Origin of the sequence: Streptomyces sp. NPDC005775, assembly GCF_042871565.1 — a bacterium.
Taxonomy (GTDB): Bacteria; Actinomycetota; Actinomycetes; order Streptomycetales; family Streptomycetaceae; genus Streptomyces.
Window position 1 is genome coordinate 495,851 of sequence record NZ_JBIAIU010000004.1, and the last position, 19,526, is coordinate 515,376.

The following is a 19,526-nucleotide window of genomic DNA, read 5'->3' on the forward strand; positions in this document are numbered from 1 at the left end:
CGTTCCGGGGGACGCTGCGGTGCTCGGCGACGTCTCCAGTGTTAGCCGCGCCGTTCAACCACCGCAACGACCCCCGGTACGACCCCGCCTCGCACCCAGGGCCGAAGGTCCCGAACCGCCCCAAACCGCTCCATAGCAGGTCGGAGAGGGTGCGGCAGGGGCCGACGACAGTCCGCTGCGGCTACGGCCCCGCTTCGTACAGGACCTAGGTCCTGTGGGTGCCCTCACTCGCCGGGAGCCCCGAATGTGACCTGGGCCTCGAAGGCCGCACGCCGCGTGGCCCTGCGCAGCGCCTTCAGCAGCGCGGTTCCGACCGTCAGTGTCAGGACGACGGTGAGCACGGCCCGGCCCAGGTCCCAGCCGAGCGAGGTGGCCGTGCAGTAGGCGAGGAACCGCACCAGGTTGTCGCCCAGCGCGTCACCGGGCCGGAAGGAGATGCCGGAGCCGAGCCCCGGCACGATGGTCCACCCGTAGAGATTCATGATCGTTCCGTACGCGAACGAGGCCACCGCCCCGTACGCGGCGAGCATCAGCAGCTCGGCGCGCCCGCGCAGCCGGTCCGGGCCCGGCAGCAGACCGGCGCCCATCGCGAACCAGCCCATCGAGAGCATCTGGAACGGCATCCACGGGCCCACCCCGCCGGTCAGGAGCGCGGAGGCGAACATCGTCACCGAGCCCAGCACGAAGCCGAAGCCCGGTCCGAGCACCCGCCCGCTCAGCACCATCAGGAAGAACATCGGCTCCAGGCCCGCCGTGCCCGCCCCCAGCGGGCGCAGCGCGGCCCCGACCGCGGCCAGCACCCCCAGCATCGCGACCGCCTTCGCGTCGAGCCCGGCGTCCGCGATCATCGCGACCACCACCCCGACGAGCAGCGGCAGCAGCGCGGCGAACAGCCACGGCGCGTCCTTCGAGTGCGCGAGCCCGGAGTCCGGGCCGGCCAGCAGCGGCCAGCCGAAGGCGGCCACCCCGATCGCGCTGATCAGCACCAGCGCGGCGACGGCCCGCGGCCCGAGCCGCACCGGACGGGCGCCCCGCTCCGTCGTGCCGGTCACGCGGCACCCCCTTCCAGTGCCTCGCGCACCTGCGACACGGTGAGCCACTCCTGAGGGGCGAGGATCTTGGCGGTCTGGGGGGCGAACGCGGGTGAGGACACCACGACCTGCGGAGTCGGCCCGTCCGCGACGACCTCTCCGTCGGCGAGGATCACCACCCGGTGGGCCAGTTCGGCGGCCAGCTCCACGTCATGCGTGGCCAGCACGATCGCATGGCCCTCGGCCGCCAGCGTGCGCAGCACCCCGACGAGCCGGGCCTTCGCCGCGTAGTCCAGACCGCGGGTCGGTTCGTCCAGGAGCAGCAGCGGGGGGCGGGCGGTGAGCACGAGTGCGAGCGCCAGGGCGAGCCGCTGGCCCTCGGACAGGTCACGGGGATGGGTGGCGTCCGCGACACCCGGCAGCAGCTCCGAGACCAGCGCCCGGCAGCTGCCCGGCGCGGCGCCCGCGTCCGCGTCGGCCGCCGCGCACTCGGCGGCCACCGTGTCCGCGTACAGCAGATCGCGCGGTTCCTGCGGTACGAGACCGACGCGGCGCACCATCTCGGGCGGCGGGGTGCGGTGCGGGGTGCGGCCGCCGACGAGCACGGTGCCGGAGGTCGGTTCGACCATGCCGACGAGGGCGGAGAGCAGGGTGGACTTGCCCGCGCCGTTGCGTCCCATCAGGGCGACGGTCTCGCCCGGGGTGACGGTGAGCGTCACCCGGCGCAGCGCCTCGACGCGACCGCGCCGCACGGCGAGGCGCTCGACGCGGGTGGCGGTGTCGGTAGCGGCGACGGGCCCGGGGGTCTCCTGCGGAGCCCGGACGAAGAGCCGGGCCAGGGCGCCCCGCCGCGGCGTGGGACGGGGAGGCGGCGCCGGAAGGAGCTGCCGGGTGCGGGCCCCGCCGACCGGCCCGGGCGTCACGCCCGCCAGCCGCTCCCGCATCCCCGCCGCCCGCCGCCGGGCATCGCGGACCGACAGCGGCAGCGGTTCCCAGCCGGCCAGCCGGCCCAGCGCCACCACCGGCGGATGCACCGGCGAGACGGCCATCACCTCGGCGGGCGCCCCCATCACCGGGGCGGCGCCCGGTGACGCCAGCAGGACGACCTGGTCCGCGTACTGCACCACGCGCTCCAGCCGGTGCTCCGCCATCAGGACCGTCGTCCCCAGGTCGTGGACGAGCCGTTGCAGCACCGCGAGGACCTCCTCGGCGGCCGCGGGGTCCAGCGCCGATGTCGGCTCGTCCAGCACCAGGACGCGGGGGTGCGGGGTGAGCACCGAACCGATCGCGACCCGTTGCTGCTGACCGCCGGACAGGGTGGCGATGGGCCGGTCGCGCAGTTCGGCCAGACCCAGCAGGTCCAGGGTCTCCTCGACCCGCCGCCGCATGACGTCCGGGGCGAGCCCCAGCGACTCCATGCCGTACGCCAGCTCGTCCTCGACCGTGTCCGTCACGAAGTGGGAGAGCGGGTCCTGGCCCACGGTGCCGACCAGATCGGCCAGCTCACGGGGCTTGTGGGTGCGGGTGTCGCGCCCGTCGACGGTGACGCGCCCGGTCAGCCGGCCGCCGGTGAAGTGCGGCACGAGTCCGGACACGGCACCCAGCAATGTCGACTTGCCGACCCCTGACGGCCCGACGAGCAGCACCAGCTCACCCTCGGGAACGGTCAGGTCGACGCCCGACAGGGTGGGGCGATCCACCCCCTCGTACTGCACCGAAACATCGTCGAACCGGATCACCTGATTCCTCCGAGGATGCCCCGGCCTTCAGGTCGGGGAGGAATCGGACTCCTGCGGAGCAGGGCAGGAAGAGCCGAATCGCGGGGAGGGCGATTCGGCGTCCGCCATGGCGGCGTCGCGCTCGACCTCCAGGCGGTGGACGATCTCGGAGTTGAGGGACCGGCGGGCGGACTTGGCCTGAGTGGCCAGCCACTCGTGCAGGTCGGTGGGCAGGCGGAGCGTGATGCGCTTGTCTTCATCCATGACCCCAGAGTAGTGGTTTCCCGACGTTCACCGACTGGTAGAATGACACCATGACGACACCACAGAAGACTTCGGAGGAGTCCGGGCATGCCCGGTACACCTACCGGCTTCGCGTGTCGTCGACCGCGCTGGTCGGACTCGACGCCGAGTGGGCGCGCTGCCGGTGGGTCTGGAATGAATGCGTGGCCGTCTCCCGCAAGGTCCACGGCCTGAACAAGGACGCCGCGCAGAAGGTGACGTGCGGTCCCGCGCAGCTCGACAGGATGCTGACCGAGGCCCGCACCACCATGGGATGGCTGCGTGAAGGCTCCTCGGTGCCGCAGCAGCAGACCATCCGCGACTTCGGCAAGGCCCGCACCAAAGCCCTGAAGGACATCAAGACGGGGCTGCCGATGCGTCAGCGCGCCGGTATGCCCCGCATCAAGCGCAAGCGCGATGCGCTGCCCTCGATGAACTACACCCGGCGCGGCTTCCGCCTCAAGGACGGACGCCTGTACCTCGCGGGCGGCATCGCCCTGACCGTGGTGTGGTCTCGTGACCTGCCCACCGACCCCACCAGCGTGCGGGTGTACCGGGACAGCCTCGGCCACTGGTACGCCTCGTTCGTGGTGGAGACGGCCATCGAACCGCTGCCGGAGACGGGCCGGGCGATCGGTATCGACTGGGGTGTCAAGGAAACCGCGACCACCACCTCGGACGCGCATGACCTTCCCCATCCGCAGCACGGCAAGAGCGCCGCCGCGAAGCTGGCCCGGCACCAGAAGCAGATGGCGAGGCGGAAGCCCGGACGCGGGAAGGTCGCGTCGAAGGGCTACCGGACGGCGTCCCGCGCGGCGGCCAAGGTCCACAAGAAGATTGCACGTCAGCGGCAGGACACCGGCCGCAAGTGGGCCAAGACGGTAGTGCGCGGCTTCGACCACCTCGCCGTCGAGGACTTCAGGCCGACATTCCTCGCGAAGTCGACGATGGCCCGCCAGGCCGCCGACGCGGCGATCGGCGCGACCAGGACCGCGCTGATCGAGATGGCCCGCAAGCACGGCCGCATCGTGCACCTGGTGCACCCGGCCCACACCACGATGGACTGCGCACAGTGCGGTGCGAGAACCAAGCACGCACTTCCCCTCTCTGAACGAACGTACGCGTGCACCGCGTGCGGAGCTGTGTCCCCCAGGGACAAGAACTCCGCCCACGTGATGCTCGTCCGGGCAGGTCTCAACCCGGCTGGTGCCGATGGCGGAAGCCCTCCGGGAGCGCTGCTCCCGGAGGCAGCCTGAGCCAGGAATCCCCCTGCTCCAGATGGGGGAGGATGTCAAACCTGCTCCTCGAAGCCTTGCCTTGTGTCCTTGTCCCTGTGAGGGGAAGGCGGGACGGCCGAGCCTGTGGGGGGAGGCGGGACGGGCGCGACCACCGCGGGCAGCAGCCCGATCAGCACCGCGGCCGCCGGCCACAGCGGCAGCACGGGCGCGGTCAGCGGGACGACACCGGGGTGCAGCGCCGCCGGATCCGCGCTGCCCGCCCAGATCATCGCCACCGCGACGGCCGCGCCGGACCCCGCGACCAGCCAGGCCCGCACGCCCCACCGGTCGGGCCGGTAGCGGGTCCGTACCGAACGCGCCCCGCCGAGCCGCAGCCCCGCCATCGCCGCGACGAGACCGGCGACCAGCAGCGGCAGCCCGTACACCGCACCCTGTGCGGCGAGCAGCCCGTACGTACCGGCGCAGACCCCGAGCAGCCCGCCGAGCGTGAGCACGTTCGTGGTGTGCCGGACGGTGGCGGGCACCTGCGCCGTGCGGCCGTATCCGCGCGCGTCCATCGAGGCCGCCACCGCGACCGACCGCTCCAGGGCGCCCTCCAGCACCGGCAGCCCGATCTGGAGGACGGCCCGCACCCCGCCGGTCGGCCGGCCGCGCAGCCGCCGGGCGGTACGCAGCCGCATCACGTCGGCGACCATGTTCGGCGCGAACGTCATCGCGACGACCACGGCCACCCCGGCCTCGTACAGCGCGCCGGGCAGCGACTTCAGCAGCCGGGCCGGGTTCGCGAGGGAGTTCGCCGCGCCGACACAGATCAGCAGAGCGGCCAGCTTCGCCCCGTCGTACAGCGCGAACAGCAACTGCTCGGCGGTGACCCGGCCCCCGATCCGGACGCCCTTCGCCCACTCCGGCAGCGGCACCTCGGGCAGCGTGAACACGACATGCGTCCCCGGGATCGGGGAGCCGAGGAAGACGGAGAAGAGCAGCCGCACACCGATGACGAACAGCCCGATCTTGATGAACGCCCCGTACGACCGGGCCCACGGCGCGTCCGTGCGGCGCGCGGCCACGACGTACCCCGCCACGCCGACCAGCAGGCCGAGCAGCAGCGGGTTGGTGGTCCGGGACGCGGCGGTGGCGAGCCCGAGCGCCCACAGCCACCAGGCCCCGGCGGGCAGCGCGTTGCTCCGGGTGGCGGCGGGGGCGCGCCAGGCACGGACCCGGTCCGCCGCAGTGTCCGTACGGCCGGGCGTGACGGCCGTCATCCGCGGCGGCGGCGGGCCTGCGCGACTGCGGCGATGCCGAGGAGCAGGACGGCGGCGACCCCGACGAGGACCCCGGCGGACGGCCCGCCGCCGTCCGTACCGCCGTCACCGGTGGTGACGCCCGCCGAAGTGGGCGCGGAGGCGTCGGCGGTGGCCTCACGTGTGCTGTCCGTCCGCCCGTTCCCGGCCACCTGCTCGCCGCAGCCGGAGGCCGGATAGCCGGAGATCGCGCAGAGCAGCGCGTCACTGCCGTAACGCAGCGGCTTGGCCACCGAGGCGAGCGCCTCCGCGCTGCTCGCGTCCTCGGGGACCTGCGCGCACGCGGTCCGCGGCGCGGGCGGCGTCGCCCCGTCCGGGGCGTCGGCGGCCGTACCGGGATCGATGACGAGCGCGACGCGCTTGCTGCCGCCCTTGGCCGGCGTGTCCGCGCAGATCGTCGCGAAGTCGGGGGAGCGGCGCGGCTTGGCCGCGTCCTGCGAGTCCGCGCTCACGGCGAAGCGGAAGCCCTGCACCGCGCCGTCGTCCGGGCGGACCAGGGACGGCCCCTGGGTGGCGTACGCCCACCCGCTGCCGGAGCCCTCCCAGAACGACCAGTAGCGGTAGCCCGCCGCCTGGGCCGTGCCCGTGCCGAGCACGGCGAGGACGGCGCCCAGGACCGCGAGCACGGTGGCCCGTCCGGCGCGCCTGCGGGGCTTCACAGCTGCTGGTTCTTGCGGCGGCCGCTGATCAGGAACCCGGCGCCGGCGCCGACGGCGAGTCCGATCCCGACGAACCACCAGACACCGCCGATCCCGTCCCCGTCGCCGCTGTCCTTCTTCTCTTCCTCGGTGGCGCTCGCGGTCGGCTTCTTGTCCGCGGCGGGCGCGGGCCCGGTCGCGTTCAGCTGGGCCACGAGGTCCGCGCCGCCGAAGTCGTGGACGTCGGTGCCGGTGGCGTGAGCGGCCATGACGAGCTGCGCGTAGGCGGCCGGGCCGTTTTCCTTCGCCCAGGCAGCGGAGTTCTCCTCCAGCCACTCCACGGACGCGGTGGCCTTGTCCTTGTGACCGGACGCCGACAGGGCGACCACGGCGTCGGCGGTGTTGCCGAAGTCGGGCTGCGGGCTGCTGTCCTCCGCGCCCGGCATCGGCGGCGAGTCGAGGTGGCCGGTCTTCGCCAGGGCCCCGGCGAGGTAGTGGGCGCCGTTCTGGGCGGCCTGCTCGGGCTTGAGGGCGTTCCCCTCGGTGCAGGTGGGGTCCTTCACCGCGGCGTTGTTGCCGACGACGAGCCCCTTGCCGAGCGAGCCGAGCACGGCGGCCGCGGTGGCGTCGCCGTTGGCTGCGAGCTTGCCGGCCTTGTCGGGCTGGTACGCGAACGCGCCGCCGTCCTTGCCGCCGCACGGGATGGCGAAGGTGAGCAGCGCGTCGTACGGCGTCCTGCCGCCGTCGTTCGTCACGTCACCGAGCTTCTCCCCGGCCCGGGCGAGGGCGCCGATCACGATCGAGGTCGAGTTCGCGTCGCTCGGGCTGCCGGCGGTGTAACCCCAGCCGCCGTCCTTGTTCTGTACGGACTTCAGCCAGGCCACCCCGTTGTGCACGAGCTCCTCGTGTCCACGGACCTCGTGCAGTGCCTGCACGGCGGCGGCGGTCGCGTTGGTGTCGATCATGGTCTTGGCGTCGCAGGGCACGGAGGGGTCCGGCCGGTACGCGGGGAACGCCCCGCTGTCGCACTGCTGGCCGATCAGCCAGTCGACGGCCTTGGCGGCGGGGGAGACGCCCACGGCCCGCTGTGAGGCGAAGGCCAGCGACTGCCGCCACACCCCGTCGTACGTGGGGTCCTTCGTGCCGTACAGCCCCGAGGGCAGCGCCACGGACGGCGACGGGGAGGGGGACGGCGCGGCGACAGCGGCCGGGGCAGCGGCCACACAGAGCACGGTGGCGGTGGCGGCGAGCGCGGCCGCGCTGCGGCGTACGGTCATGGCGGGCGGGGCCTCTCCTGGAGGAACCGGGCACAGGCACACACAGGCACCAGGCTCCGGCTCCGTATACCTCGACGGTGCCGGCCGCCGGGGGTCCCGACGACACGAGCCGGTCACGACACGGACAGGGCATTCCGACTCCCGCCCGGGGGGCGGTTACGGAATGGGGCCTCCCCGGCTCGAGCGCAGTCGAGAGAGAGGGGAAGGGTCAGTGCCGGATTCGCACCGGCTTCCCCCTGAACGGGCATGATGACGACGCGCCCACTCTACCGGGCGGGCACCAGGGCGCCTCGGGACGGGGCGGCCCCGGTCCCGGCCGGCAGGGGGCCTGTGGACGGCCCGGATGCGCACGGAGGCCTCGAAAACGCGCATGGCTCTTTCGCGGAGTGATCGTTAAACTGACAACCGGCTTGCAGATCAGTCTGGTTGAAGGGGTGGGCGGGCGTGACCACAGGCGCGGGGGGCTATCCCCCACCTCCTTCCGGACCGCCCGGCGCCGTGCCTCCCAGGCCGCCTCATCCTCCGCACCCGGGCCCTCCCCGTTGGTCATGGTGGGTCGGCGGGATCGCCATCCCGTTGATCGGCATCCTGGCGACGCTGATCGTCAGCAACGATCCCGACCCCGTCGCGGCACCCACCCCTGCCCCCGCCCCGGTCTCCAGCAGCCCTCGGACCGAGCCGACCGCAATGCCGAGCCCGGACCACGCCTCGACGGAGAGCGAGTCGCCCACGGCGACCCCGAGTGACACGGCGTCCCCGAACCCTTCGTCCTCCTCGGATGCCGACCTCACAGCGCCGGCCGGGTACGCGGAGGCGACCGAGACGATGTGGGGGCTGGCACCGTCCCCCTGCAACCAGCACGAACAGCAGCTCGTGAACCTCGACGACGGCAGCAGCCGCGTGGAGCCCGCGGGCACGGGCGAGGACAACGGCGCGACGAAGGACCCCCGCGGGGCTGAGCTCCTCTACTGGCCCATCAGGTGCTGGGACAGTGGCAACTATCAGTTGCGTGCCGTGCCCAATACCCGGGTGGGGCTCCTGCCGGCCGACAAGCCGAAGTCCTTCGAGTCCTGCAAGGCGGCGTCGGGGACCGGCTTCGGGGCCCTTGGGCTTTTCGACAGTTACGACCGCGAAAAGCGTGGCTTCGTCGAGGGAGCGGCGCTCTGCTCCGTCACGGACCGGGGCGCGGTTTCCATGGCACTGATCGATCACATCGACGACGGATCGGACGAGGCGTCGGTCAGCGGCACGCTCTACGTGTGGCCCAAGTCACCCTGATCTGCCGGCGCCGCCGCGGGCACCCGTCCGCCCGGCGTCAGTCGCGTGCCGCCTCATCCGTCTCCCCGGCGGCCGCGTCCCGGTCGCGGTCACGGCCCAGCAGGGCGGTTCCCGCGATCACCAGGCCGATGGCGGCGATCTTCGCGGCCTGGTAGTAGCCGGTCGCGATGTTTTCCGGGGTGCCGGGCAGCCGGAAGAAGGCCCACACGGCCGCGAGGCCCCCGAGGGCCATCAGCGCGACGGCCCCCCAGGTCCCGAGGTCCGCCCACCACGGCTCGGGGGCGTGCACGCGCTCGTCGGTCCGCTCAACGTCCTTGCCGGTCACGGTCGGTTCTCCTGTGCCTGTGGGGGGATGGCCACGAGGAGAGACGCAGGCCCGGTGCGCTCGGTTCACCCGGTCACCCCGGCGGCTCTCGCTCGTCGGAGGGGTCGGCGGGCTCACGATGACCGGCCCGGGCGTCACCGTCGCCGCGACAGGACGCGAGGACCGAGCCCGCCGGTCACAGCATCCGCACCTCGCCGCCGCCGGGGAGCTTGGCCCACCAGTGGTGGTAGCGGCTGTACACCTGCGCCTCGCGGTCGCCGAGGAAGGCAGTCAACGACCGCGCCTCCGCGGCGAGCGCGTCCCAGGTGGCGGCCGGCAGCGGGTGGAACGCCGTGGCCTCGACGCCGTCGGCCGTGGGGCGCCACACCCCGGCGACGTACCCGTCCACCAGGAGCGTGGGCAGGACGTCGCCGTTGCGCCGGATCACCCAGGGGCGGTACTCCGGGGGTATGACCCGGCCGCGGTCGGCGTAGGCCAGCAGGATGCTGTCCCACATGGCCATGAGGCGGGGAGGGGCAGGCGTGCCGGCAGGGGGCCGGGGCGCGTCCGGGAGGTCGAAGAGCGCGCTGCCGTCAGGGCCCCGGAGCTGCTCGACGGCATCGCCCATGGCCTGGAGCGCCGCGCGGACGGGGCCCCGCTGGACCATCGCGAACTGAGCCACGTCCGCGACCGAAGCGGGCCCGAACCCCGCCAGGAAGCGCAGGATCAGGGTCCGCAGCGCCCGGGCGTCGACCACCCGGCCCGTGGGCGCGGGCCCGCTGCCGGCTGCCGCGACGAAGGACGGCCGGTGGCCGAAGGACCACGGCGGGCCCGTCGGGGCGTGGTGCAGCGGGGCATACGCCTTCAGCCCCCACCACCCGCTTTCCTTCCTCCCGGCACCGAGCCGCTCCTCGGCCCACGCCTGCATCTGGGCCGAGGTCCGGGGACTGCGGGCGAAGGCCAGCAGCTCCGGCACCAACTCCTCGGCGTCCGCCGGAGTCAGCCCCGCGACGGCGAACCGGGCGCCGAGCCGGGAGGCGTACAGCGTCGGCTGCATCGCCGCGCGGAAGGCCGGATAGTCCTCGGCGTGCACGGCGTGCAGCGTGATCCGCATCAGGGTGGCCTTCACGACCGTACGCTCGGTGAAGGCGGCGTCGAGCTCGGCCGGAACGAAGTCGGAGAGCCGGTTCCACAGCGCGACGTACGGTGAGGCCGGATGCTGCGCCTGGAGGGCGACCACCCGGCGCACCCCGTCGGGGACGCTCAGCGGCGCACGCTCCAGGAGCAGTTGACGACCGAGAGTGGCCCGGTTGAGTCCTCGCGCGGTGATCGTCACAGTGAGGGCTCCCGGTCCGGGCCGTGCTGGGTGCCCCTGCGCGAAGGGCCGTCCATGATCACGGCTTCGGCGCCGGAGTCCGCCGCGCCGGCGGGACGATCGCCGGCTCGGGGTCCTGGCCGAGGAAGACGCGGCGCACGACGCGCTCGGCGGCATGGCCGTCGTCGTACTGGCAGAAGCGCTCACGGAAGGCGCTGCGCAGCTCGGTCGCCTCGGCACCGCGCCAACGGCCGCTGCGGAAGGCGTCGATGAGCTCGTCCTCCGTGGTGGCGACGGTTCCGGGGGTGTCGCCCGGGCGGCCGGAGACGAGGTCGAAGGTGACGCCGCGGACCTCGCTGTAGATCTTCCAGTCGGAGGCGTCGACGACGATGGGGCGGTCCAGGTTGGCGTAGTCGAAGACGAGGGACGAGTAGTCAGTGATGAGCGCGTCCGCGGCCAGGCAGAGGTCCTCGACGGACGGGTGGGCGGACACGTCGATGACGCTGCCCTGTTCGGCGAGGGCGTCCAACACCGGGTTCTCGCGGTCGAGGTGGTGGGCGCGGACCAGCAGGACGAAGTCGTCGCCCAGCGCCTCGGCCACACGTCGCAGGTCGAAGGTGGGGGTCCAGTCCTTCCGGTATTCGCGGTGGGTCGGCGCGTACAGCAGGGCCGTCCTGCCGGCGGGGATGCCGAGCCGGTCGCGGACGGCGGCGACGTCCTCGGCCCCGGCGGTGTAGAAGCGGTCATTGCGCGGATAACCCGCGTCGAGGGACTCGAACCTGCCGGGGTAGACGCGCTCCCACTGCTCCGTGGAGTGCTGGTTGGAGGAGAGGCTGAGGTCCCAGCGGTTCACGTCGTCCAGCAGACGGTCGAAGTTCATGCCCTGGGCGGCGGCGGGATACGCCCGCTGGTCCGTGCCCATGCGCTTGAGCGGAGTGCCGTGGTGCGTCTGCAGGTGGATCTGGCCCGGGCGCTTGGCGATGTCCTCGGGGAACCCGTCGTTGCTCACGAAGTACGTGGCGCGCGCCGTCACCTCCCCGTAGCGGCGCGAGCCGCGGACGACGTGGTCGATGCCGGCGGGTACCTGGTCGGCGAGCTCCTGACGCACCACCCAGACACCGTGCACGTGCGGTGCCAGTTCCTTCGCCCTGTCGAAGACGGCGGCCGGGTTGCAGGACGGCAGCAGGTCCCCGTACGAGGAGTAGACGGCGAGGTTCGGGTCCAGGGGACGCCGGCGCTGCAAGGTGTACAGGCCCGCCGCCGCGTGCTTGCCGACCCTGCTCGTGGCGCCGAGGACCTTCCGCGGCCCGGCCCTCTTGACCCGCGCGGCGAACTCGGCCGTCTGATACGTGCGGAAGGACCGCTTGGCCAGGAGGCGCATGTGCACCCCGGTCGTTCCGCCGGGCAGCGTGAAACCGTCCGGGAGGTGCGCGGCGTAGAAGTCCGCGGTGCGGCCGAAGAACTCCTTGCGGTCGGTGGGCCTGACCCGCTCGGAGCGCTTGAGCGAGAACAGCATGTGGTGCACGGCTCGCTCGAAGAGCATGGGTTTCGACCAGGCCAGCTCCGGGCGCTCGTCGAGGAAGGCGAACAGTCCCTCGTACTGCTCGAAGATGTCGAAGTGCTTGCGGCCCGGCGTCTTCGTGATCGCGCCGTGGCGCCGCTGGCGGTATTCGATGCCGACCCTGTTGAGGCAGCCGATGCGCTCGGCCGTGACCATCGCCATCTGGGTGACCGGCGCGTCCTCGTACAGGCCGGGTGCGTACTGGAAGCCCTGTTCCAGGAAGAACGCGCGGCGGAACGCCTTGTTCCAGGCCACCAGGAACAGGTGGATGTACTCGGGCCGGTCCTGGAGGCGGAAGACATCCGTGCCTGCCCGTTCGAACAGCTCCGCGGACTGGCTGGGGCCGCCCTTGCCGTGCCAGTAGGTGCGGATGTGGTCGAAGGCGAGGATGTCCAGTTCCCCTACGGCGTCGAGCCGGGCGGCCAGCGCCTGCAGCAGGCCGGGGGTGTAGCTGTCGTCACTGTCGAGGAAGAGGACGTAGTCACCCGTCGCGCGCTCGAGTCCGGCGTTGCGCGCCCGGCCCAGGCCCACGTTCTGGGGCAGGTGCACCGCCTGGACGCGTGGGTCGCGGGCGGCGTACTCGTCGATGATCGTCCCGCAGTTGTCCGGTGAGCAGTCGTTGACGGCGATCACCTCGATGTCCTGGAACGACTGCTCCAGAACCGAGTCCAGGCACTCGGGGAGGTACCCCTGCACCTTGAACACGGGGATGACGACACTGAAACGGGGCATTCAGGGAGCTCCTGGTGACGTACAGCTTGCGGAGGCCGGAGGTGAGGCTCCCGAGCCTACTCAAGCGGTGCACGGGGTTCCCCCGGTATCCCGGGAGTGGGGAAGGCCGCCCGGGACCGGGGCGAATGCCGGGCGCGGGTGGCTAATCATTCCGGTTTGTCCTGGGAGTCCGGTACCTATAGATTCCCGCCGTGCCGTCCGTTGACTGTGGGCCACCGGCTCCCGGTTGAGCGTCGACGCGACCCGTCATCATCGGCTGGGAGGGCCCCGCCCACATGTCCGCAACTGACCGCCGGTGGACCATCGCGCTGCACAGGGCCTGGAAGGACGGCACGCTGTGGCCGTGGTGCCTGGCGGCCGTCGCGGCGGCCTGCGGCTACGGCGTGGCCACCGTCTTCCACCCCGGATACCTCAGCGCGGACAGCAACACGCAGCTGTGGCAGGCGCTGGGGGACGAGCCGGTGAACGACTGGCATCCGCCGGTGATGGCGCTCGCGTGGCGGATGCTCATCGCGATCACGGGCGACTTCTCGGTCATGGCCGCCGTCCAGGCCGCCGTGCTGTGGGGGACGCTGTGGGTCCTCGCCCGGCTGGTGTGGAAGTGGACCGGCAGCCGCGGGCTCTCCCTCGTGGTGCTGGCCGTCGGCTTCGCGCCGCACATCATGAACCTCACGGGGGTGGTGTGGAAGGACGTGCACCTGGCGTACGCGCTCCTCGCGGTCGTCGCGATCGCGCTCACCGTGCGCGAACTGCCCCCGGACCGGGTCAGGACCCGCTGGGCCCTGCTGGTGCTGGGGCTGTTGTTCCTCACGTACGCCGCCCTCGTGCGCAAGAACGGCGTCCCCGCCACGATCCCGGTCTTCGCCCTGCTGGTCCTCGCGGCCTGGCCGGCCCCGGGCCGGCGCCGCTGGCTTGCCGCCACCGGTGTGTTCCTCGCGGTCCTGACGGTCGGCGGCGTCGCGGTGAACGCGGCCACCGATCCGTTGACCACTCGTGTGTACGCGGTGATCCCGGTGGACGACCTCGTGCACGTGCTCACCCCGGACCAGGTGCGCTCCGCCGCCGAACAGGCCGGTGCGGACCCGGACCTGCGGGACCGTCTGGTCACCGCCGCCACCACCTGTCGGACGCGGGGCATCACCTCGGACGCCTACCTGCAGTGCTTCCCGCAGCGCCGGCCGTTCGACGTGACGTATCTGGACCGGCGCGCCGACGTCGTCGTGCGGATGTGGACGCAGCAGATGCCGAAGCACTGGAGGGGGTACGCCGAGTACCGGACCCGGGTCTTCACGAAGCTGCTCTTCCAGAGCAATCAGACCTTCTGGAACGGCACCCACGTCAATGCCGGCGCCCGGCTGCACCCCGAGGTGCGCAAGCAGCCGCTGAACGACACGCTGCGCTTCGCCCTGCAGAACTACGTGACCGGCTTCGCCCGCGACCTGCCGATGCTCTTCCAGGGCTGGTTCTGGCTGGCCGTCGCGCTGGTGCTCGTACTGCGCCGCCGCCGGGCCGGCCCCTGCGCCCGGGAACTCCGGCTCCTGGGAGCGAGTTCGCTCCTCTACATCCTCGCCTACCTGCCCACGGCGCCCGAGTCCAACTACCGCTACGTGTACTGGCCCGCGCTTGCCGGGACCGTCGCACTCGCCCTCGTCGCGACCACCTGGGTGGCGCGCCGCCGCGCGGCGGCCGCCGGCCCCGCCGGCGGTGAACGGGACGCCCGCCCCACCGTGCCGCCGGCCGGCCGGGCGCCCGAGGGCGCTCCGGCGGGATCGCGCGGCGACACCGGCGTCGCCGTGTGACCGCCGCGGCCCGCCTAGACCGCCACGTACGTCACCGGCTCGCTGCCCGTGACCGCCTCGGCGCGGCCCAGCTTCACCAGTCGGCGCAGGTGTGATTCGGCCTCCGAGACGGCGATGTTCCGTGATCCGTGGGGGATCTGCTCCCAGGGCCGGTTCCACTCCATCCGCTCGGCCAGCTGCCACGGCGTGAGCGGCCGGGCGAGCAGCGCGAGGAGGCCCGTCAGGCGCTCCTCGTGGTGGTCCAGGAGTTCCTGTACGCGGCCTGCCGCGTCCGCGAACGCGTACTGGTGGGCGGGGAGTACCTCGGCGACGCCGAGGCGGCCGATGCGCTCCAGGGAGTCGAGGTAGTCGCCCAGCGGGTCGGTGGCCGTCGCGTCGTCCGGGTCCTCGTAGAGGCCGACGTGCGGGCTGATGCCGGGGAGCAGGTGGTCGCCGGAGAAGAGCCGGCCGCGACCGGGGAGGTTGGCCGGGTGGTCCTCCTCCAGGTGCAGGCAGACGTGGCCGGGTGTGTGGCCCGGTGTCCAGATCGCCCGCAGGGTGCGGCCGGCCAGGTCGAGGAGCTCGCCCGGCACGATCTCGCGGTCCGGGACCGCGGCCCGCAGCCCGGGCAGGGTGCGCATGCGGCCGCCCTTCTCGCGCGCGGCCAGCAGCGGGGCGATGTGGTCCTCGGGGGCGCCGACCGTCGCCAGCTTCTTCGCGAGGTAGTTCAGCCAGGTGCCCGGTTGCGACTCGCGGGTGCGGCGGACGATCGCGGTGTCGGCGGCGTGCATGGCGATCCAGGCCCCCGACGCGTCGCGGACCTGGCCGGAGAGGCCGTGGTGGTCGGGGTGGTGGTGGGTGATGACCACGCCGTGGATGTCGGCGATGTCCACGCCCACGGTGGCGAGCCCGGCCGTCAGGGTGTCCCAGGCCTCCGGGTCGTCCCAGCCGGTGTCGATGAGGACGGGGCCGCGGTCCGTGTCGAGGAGATGGACCAGGGTGTGACCCAACGGGTTGTCCGGGATGGGGACCTCGATGCTGTGGACGCCTCCACCGTGGTTGATCACCTGCGTCATGAACTCCCCATCTCATCCGCGGTCTCGGCGGCGTGCGGGTACGGCCACGACGCGCCGGGTCCACTGTAACGAGAACTTGTTTCAGTGGTAGCCCCGGTCGACCATCCATCTCGGCCCGGTCCGGGGCGCGGTCAGGTCCCGGCTCCCTGCGCGTGGGCCGCGGAGTCGACCGGCGTTGCCCCAGCCGTGGACTCCTGGAACTGGAACTGGTATCAGTTCTGACACGCAGTCAGATGTCAAATCAGTCAGTCGGTCGGGTCACGTGCCGCGTCGCGGGAGGCAGCAGCCATGAGCGAGCTTGTCGAACACGGAAAACTGTTCATCGGCGGGGAGTTGGTCGATCCGCTCGGGCGGGATGTCATCGAGGTCATCTCCCCGCACACCGAGCAGGTCATCGGCCGCGTGCCGCATGCCGCCGAGGGGGACGTGGACCGGGCCGTCGCCACCGCCCGGCAGGCCTTCGACCACGGGCCCTGGCCGCGGATGTCGCTGGACGAACGGATCGCCGTCGTCACGCGGATCAAGGACGCGTTCGCCGTGCGGTACGAGGAGATCGCCCGGGTCATCAGCTCGGAGAACGGCACGCCGTACACCTCCAGCGTCATGGTGCAGGCCCTCGCCGCGATGATGGTGTGGGACGCGGCGATCACCGTCGCCCGCACCTTCCCGTACGAGGAGCGCCGGGACGGGGCGCTCGGGCCGCTGCTCGTGCGGCGGGAACCGGTCGGGGTCGTGGCCGCCGTCGTGCCGTGGAACGTGCCCCAGTTCACCGCCGCGGCCAAGCTCGCGCCCGCGCTGCTCGCCGGGTGCTCGGCCGTCCTCAAGGTCTCGCCCGAATCGCCGCTCGACGCCTACATCCTGGCCGAGATCGTCACCGAGGCCGGCCTGCCCGAGGGCGTGCTGTCGATCCTGCCCGCCGACCGCGAGGTGAGCGAATACCTCGTCGGGCACCCCGGCATCGACAAGGTCTCCTTCACCGGGTCCGTCGCCGCCGGCCGGCGCGTCATGGAGGTCGCCTCCCGCAACCTCACGCGCGTCACCCTGGAACTCGGCGGGAAGTCCGCCGCCGTGATCCTCCCCGACGCCGACCTGGACGCCGCCGTCGCCGGCATCGTGCCCTTCGCGTGGATGATCAACGGCCAGGCCTGCGTGGCCCAGACCCGCATCCTCGTCCCGCGCTCCCGGTACGAGGAGACCGCCGAGGCCTTCGCCGCCGCCGCCGGCGCACTGAAGGTGGGCGACCCCCTCGACCCCGCCACCGAACTCGGACCGCTCGTCGCCCAGCGCCAGCAGCGCCGCTCCCTCGACTACATCCGGATCGGGCAGGAGGAGGGCGCGAAGATCCTCACCGGGGGCGGCCGTCCGGCGTCGCAGGAGCGCGGCTGGTACGTCGAGCCGACACTCTTCGGCGACGTCGACAACTCCATGCGCGTCGCCCGCGAGGAGATCTTCGGCCCGGTCATCTGCCTGCTGCCGTACGGCGACGAGGGCGAGGCGGTGAAGATCGCCAACGACTCCGAGTACGGCCTCAGCGGCAGCGTCTGGACCGCCGACACCGAGCGCGGCATCGATATCGCCCGCCGGGTCAGGACCGGCACGTACAGCGTGAACACCTTCAGCCTCGACATGCTCGGCCCGTTCGGCGGCTACAAGAACTCCGGCCTGGGCCGCGAGTTCGGACCCGAGGGGTACGGGGAGTACTTCGAGCACAAGATGATCCACCTGCCGGCCGGTTACGGGGGCGAGGCCTGATGGGGGACCGCTGGAGCGTCGAGGTCGACCGGTCCGTCTGCATCGGGTCCGGGATGTGCGTGAACCACGCGCCGGACGGGTTCCGGCTGGACTCCGCCCGGCAGTCCCACCCCACCGACCCGGAGACCGACGCCAACGAACGCGTCCTCGCCGCCGCCGAGGGCTGCCCGGTCGAGGCCATCACGGTCGCGCTGGCCGACTCGGGAGAGGTGGTGTTCCCGCCGGAGGAGTAGGAGCGCCCCGGCGGCTCAGGGCCGGGCGCCCGACAACAGGTGGAGCCGCAGAGCCAGTTGCAGCTCCAGTGCCCGGCCCGGCTCGTTCCAGTCGCGGCCCAGCAGCACCTGGATCCGGTCGAGGCGCTGCACCACCGTGTTCACGTGCACGTGCAGCTCGTCCTTGGCCCGGATCAGGCTGCCGCCCGCGGCGAAGTACGCGCTCAGCGTCCGCACCAGATGCGTGCCGCGCTGCGCGTCGTACTCCAGCAACGGACCCAGGGTCGCGGTCACGAAGCCGTCGACGTCCTGCGCGTTGCCGAGGACCACGCCCAGGAAGCCGAGTTCCTCCACGCACGCGCCCTCGCCGGTGCGCCCCAGCACCCGCATCGCCCGCAGGCAGCGCGCCGCCTCGCCGTACGCCCCGGTCAGCTCCCGGGGACCCCGGGCGGGCCCGGCGGCGGCCACGGTGACGGGGGACTGCGCCAGCTGGCCCAGCTGGGCCGCCGCCGTACGGGCCGCGCGGCCCGCGGGCGTACCGTCGTCCTCGATCAACAACACCACCGTGCCCGCGTGTTCGGCGCTCACCCCGTGGATGTCGCCGCCGAACAGATAGCGCATCGCGGCCGGGGCCAGCCGCTCCCGCGCCCCGGACTCCGCCACCAGCAACAGGTGCGGGCGGTCCAGGTCGATGCCCAGGCGGCGCCCGCGCTCGGCCAGCCCCGCCGGGTCGCGGCCGGTGTCCGTCAGCAGGTCGGCGATCAGCTCACCGCGGATCCGGTTCTCCGTCTCGGCCACCGTGCGCCGCAGCAGCAGGAGCAGCCCCGTCACCACCGCCGACCGCTCGAACAGCCGGCGGTCCGAGTCGTCCAGCGGCCGCCCGCGGTGCAGCACCAGCCCGGCCAGCAGCTCCTGCCCGGCCAGCACCGCGCAGACCACCCGCCCGTCGCGCTGCACGGCACGCGCCCCCGTGCGCGACTCCTCGGCGGCCTCCGCCAGCCATCCCGCGTCCATGCTGTCGGCGGCGAAGTCCGTACCGTCCGGGCGCACCGCGGCCAGCGGGCGGCCGCCCGGGTCGTGGATGGTCAGCGGGGAGCCCAGCAGCCCGGCGACGGCCGCCGCGACGTCCTTGACCTCCCGGCCGCGCAGGACCAGGTCCGTCAGCCGGTCGTGGGACTCCTCGGCGCGTCGCATGGCCGCCGAGTGCGCCCGTACGGAGGCGTTGGCCTCGGCCAGCTCCGCGTTCGCCTCCGCGAGTTCGGCGAGGGCCGCGGTGGTGTCGGCGAGCGCGCGCGCCGTGTCGATGGCGATCGCGGCGTGCGCGGCCAGCGAACAGAGCAGGGCCACCTCGTCGGGGCTGAAGACCCTGGGGGCGCGGTCGGCGGCGAACAGGACGCCGATCACCTTCCCCGTACCGCCCCGGCTGGAACCGAGCAGCAGGGGAACGCCCAGGATGGCGATCAGGCCCTCGTCCAGGACGCCGGCGTTGATGTTGCGGGTGTGGTGGAAGCGCTCGTCGGCGGGGTAGTCCGGCGTCGCGTACGGGCTCGCGGTCTGCGCCACCAGACCGCCGAGCCCCTCGCCGAGTTCCAGACGCAGTCGCTGGAAGAGGACCGACACCGACCCGTCGGTCACCCGCATGTAGGTGTCGCCCGCCTCCTCGTCCGGCAGCGTGAGATAGGCCGTGTCCGTGCCCAGCAGCATCCTCGCCCGTCGCACGATCGCCTTCAGCACGTCGTCCAGATCGCGGGAGGCCGCCAAGTCGCCCGCCGTGTCGAACAGCGCGGTGAGCTGGAGCTCGCGGCGCCGGTGCTGACGCAGGGCGCCCCGGATCCGCAGCGCGGTCGCCGTGGCCCGCTCCACCTCGGCGAGCTCCTCGGCGGGCACACCGTCCCCCCGCGCCTGCGAGGACACCGCCCCCAGCGCCTCGGCGGGCGCGTCGTCGGCCAGCAGGTCGAACAGGCGCCGGAGGTGGGGCGCGGCGGAGGGGAGCGGTTCAGGCATGGCGTCCAGCGTTCGTAGGAGGTCCGGTC

Annotated in this window: 16 protein-coding genes and 1 pseudogene; 6 read left to right on the forward strand and 11 right to left on the reverse strand. The window is 72.9% G+C overall.

All coding sequences use genetic code 11. The features are described 5' to 3' along the window. Positions 1-224: 224 nt before the first annotated feature. The 3 genes from ACFYPA_RS12620 to ACFYPA_RS12630 are packed head-to-tail and all read right to left on the reverse strand — an operon-like array spanning position 225 to position 3,013. Positions 225-1,052, reverse strand: a complete 828-nt coding sequence (locus tag ACFYPA_RS12620) for an ECF transporter S component (RefSeq protein ID WP_359081393.1) — start codon at positions 1,050-1,052, stop codon at positions 225-227. Further along, a complete protein-coding gene (locus ACFYPA_RS12625; protein ID WP_359081391.1) occupies positions 1,049-2,770 on the reverse strand; it encodes an ATP-binding cassette domain-containing protein in 1,722 nt (573 codons plus the stop codon). The genes ACFYPA_RS12620 and ACFYPA_RS12625 overlap by 4 nt, the downstream gene beginning before the upstream one ends. A gap of 27 nt (positions 2,771-2,797) precedes the next feature. Beyond that, positions 2,798-3,013, reverse strand: a complete 216-nt coding sequence (locus ACFYPA_RS12630; RefSeq protein WP_389131464.1) for an Arc family DNA-binding protein — start codon at positions 3,011-3,013, stop codon at positions 2,798-2,800. A gap of 50 nt (positions 3,014-3,063) precedes the next feature. Between ACFYPA_RS12630 and ACFYPA_RS12635 the strand changes: the two genes are divergently transcribed. After that, a complete protein-coding gene (locus ACFYPA_RS12635; protein WP_389131467.1) occupies positions 3,064-4,287 on the forward strand; it encodes an RNA-guided endonuclease InsQ/TnpB family protein in 1,224 nt (407 codons plus the stop codon). Between the two features lie 35 nt (positions 4,288-4,322). Here the strand turns inward: ACFYPA_RS12635 and ACFYPA_RS12640 are convergent, their stop codons facing one another. From ACFYPA_RS12640 to ACFYPA_RS12650, 3 genes are read right to left on the reverse strand one after another with little or no spacing between them, the layout of a single operon-like run. After that, positions 4,323-5,531 (reverse strand): energy-coupling factor transporter transmembrane protein EcfT, encoded by a 1,209-nt coding sequence (locus ACFYPA_RS12640; RefSeq protein WP_359081387.1) that lies wholly within the window; start codon positions 5,529-5,531, stop codon positions 4,323-4,325. Then, positions 5,528-6,229: an SCO2322 family protein gene (locus tag ACFYPA_RS12645; RefSeq protein WP_359081385.1), complete on the reverse strand. Its 702-nt coding sequence runs from the start codon at positions 6,227-6,229 to the stop codon at positions 5,528-5,530. Before ACFYPA_RS12645 ends, ACFYPA_RS12640 begins: the two co-directional genes overlap by 4 nt. Beyond that, the gene (locus tag ACFYPA_RS12650; RefSeq protein ID WP_359081383.1) at positions 6,226-7,485 is read right to left on the reverse strand and encodes a prenyltransferase/squalene oxidase repeat-containing protein; all 1,260 of its coding nucleotides are present in this window, start codon (positions 7,483-7,485) and stop codon (positions 6,226-6,228) included. Before ACFYPA_RS12650 ends, ACFYPA_RS12645 begins: the two co-directional genes overlap by 4 nt. 576 nt (positions 7,486-8,061) lie before the next feature. Here ACFYPA_RS12650 and ACFYPA_RS12655 point away from each other — a divergent pair. Further along, positions 8,062-8,763: a hypothetical protein gene (locus ACFYPA_RS12655; RefSeq protein WP_359318425.1), complete on the forward strand. Its 702-nt coding sequence runs from the start codon at positions 8,062-8,064 to the stop codon at positions 8,761-8,763. 37 nt (positions 8,764-8,800) lie between these two features. On the opposite strand, the gene ACFYPA_RS12660 is transcribed toward ACFYPA_RS12655, so the two are convergent. Beyond that, positions 8,801-9,088 carry a hypothetical protein gene (locus tag ACFYPA_RS12660; protein ID WP_359081379.1) on the reverse strand — a complete coding sequence of 96 codons (288 nt, stop codon included), beginning with the start codon at positions 9,086-9,088 and terminating at the stop codon, positions 8,801-8,803. A gap of 58 nt (positions 9,089-9,146) precedes the next feature. On the opposite strand from ACFYPA_RS12660, the pseudogene ACFYPA_RS12665 reads away from it, so the two are divergent. Further along, positions 9,147-9,251, forward strand: a pseudogene (locus tag ACFYPA_RS12665) (LysE family translocator); the annotation flags it as partial. 12 nt (positions 9,252-9,263) lie between these two features. Here ACFYPA_RS12665 and ACFYPA_RS12670 read toward each other — a convergent pair. Together ACFYPA_RS12670 and ACFYPA_RS12675 are read right to left on the reverse strand one after the other, a co-directional pair. Next, on the reverse strand, positions 9,264-10,403 hold the full coding sequence (locus ACFYPA_RS12670; protein WP_359081377.1) for a winged helix DNA-binding domain-containing protein: 1,140 nt from the start codon (positions 10,401-10,403) through the stop codon (positions 9,264-9,266). Positions 10,404-10,461: 58 nt separating this feature from the next. Continuing rightward, the gene (locus ACFYPA_RS12675; RefSeq protein WP_389131473.1) at positions 10,462-12,675 is read right to left on the reverse strand and encodes a CDP-glycerol glycerophosphotransferase family protein; all 2,214 of its coding nucleotides are present in this window, start codon (positions 12,673-12,675) and stop codon (positions 10,462-10,464) included. A gap of 275 nt (positions 12,676-12,950) precedes the next feature. On the opposite strand from ACFYPA_RS12675, the gene ACFYPA_RS12680 reads away from it, so the two are divergent. Next, positions 12,951-14,474 (forward strand): hypothetical protein, encoded by a 1,524-nt coding sequence (locus ACFYPA_RS12680; protein WP_389131476.1) that lies wholly within the window; start codon positions 12,951-12,953, stop codon positions 14,472-14,474. 14 nt (positions 14,475-14,488) lie between these two features. On the opposite strand, the gene ACFYPA_RS12685 is transcribed toward ACFYPA_RS12680, so the two are convergent. Then, positions 14,489-15,529, reverse strand: a complete 1,041-nt coding sequence (locus tag ACFYPA_RS12685) for an MBL fold metallo-hydrolase (protein WP_359318431.1) — start codon at positions 15,527-15,529, stop codon at positions 14,489-14,491. 288 nt (positions 15,530-15,817) lie between these two features. On the opposite strand from ACFYPA_RS12685, the gene ACFYPA_RS12690 reads away from it, so the two are divergent. Then, complete coding sequence (locus tag ACFYPA_RS12690) at positions 15,818-17,281, forward strand: aldehyde dehydrogenase (RefSeq protein WP_389131479.1); 1,464 nt, start codon at positions 15,818-15,820, stop codon at positions 17,279-17,281. Next, complete coding sequence (locus ACFYPA_RS12695; RefSeq protein WP_389131482.1) at positions 17,281-17,514, forward strand: ferredoxin; 234 nt, start codon at positions 17,281-17,283, stop codon at positions 17,512-17,514. The genes ACFYPA_RS12690 and ACFYPA_RS12695 overlap by 1 nt, the downstream gene beginning before the upstream one ends. Before the next feature lie 15 nt (positions 17,515-17,529). On the opposite strand, the gene ACFYPA_RS12700 is transcribed toward ACFYPA_RS12695, so the two are convergent. Then, positions 17,530-19,497, reverse strand: coding sequence for a GAF domain-containing protein (locus ACFYPA_RS12700; protein WP_359081366.1), 1,968 nt, complete (start codon positions 19,495-19,497; stop codon positions 17,530-17,532). Between the last annotated feature and the right edge of the window lie 29 nt (positions 19,498-19,526).

Bases quoted from the DNA above. Each gene is read 5' to 3' on its own strand.
- ACFYPA_RS12695 (WP_389131482.1), top strand. From the start codon at position 17,281: ATGGGGGACCGCTGGAGCGTCGAGGTCGACCGGTCCGTCTGCATCGGG.
- ACFYPA_RS12690 (WP_389131479.1), top strand. From the start codon at position 15,818: ATGAGCGAGCTTGTCGAACACGGAAAACTGTTCATCGGCGGGGAGTTG.
- ACFYPA_RS12635 (WP_389131467.1), top strand. From the start codon at position 3,064: ATGACGACACCACAGAAGACTTCGGAGGAGTCCGGGCATGCCCGGTAC.
- ACFYPA_RS12630 (WP_389131464.1), bottom strand. From the start codon at position 3,013: ATGGATGAAGACAAGCGCATCACGCTCCGCCTGCCCACCGACCTGCAC.
- ACFYPA_RS12675 (WP_389131473.1), bottom strand. From the start codon at position 12,675: ATGCCCCGTTTCAGTGTCGTCATCCCCGTGTTCAAGGTGCAGGGGTAC.
- ACFYPA_RS12640 (WP_359081387.1), bottom strand. From the start codon at position 5,531: ATGACGGCCGTCACGCCCGGCCGTACGGACACTGCGGCGGACCGGGTC.
- ACFYPA_RS12700 (WP_359081366.1), bottom strand. From the start codon at position 19,497: ATGCCTGAACCGCTCCCCTCCGCCGCGCCCCACCTCCGGCGCCTGTTC.
- ACFYPA_RS12680 (WP_389131476.1), top strand. From the start codon at position 12,951: ATGTCCGCAACTGACCGCCGGTGGACCATCGCGCTGCACAGGGCCTGG.
- ACFYPA_RS12650 (WP_359081383.1), bottom strand. From the start codon at position 7,485: ATGACCGTACGCCGCAGCGCGGCCGCGCTCGCCGCCACCGCCACCGTG.
- ACFYPA_RS12685 (WP_359318431.1), bottom strand. From the start codon at position 15,529: ATGACGCAGGTGATCAACCACGGTGGAGGCGTCCACAGCATCGAGGTC.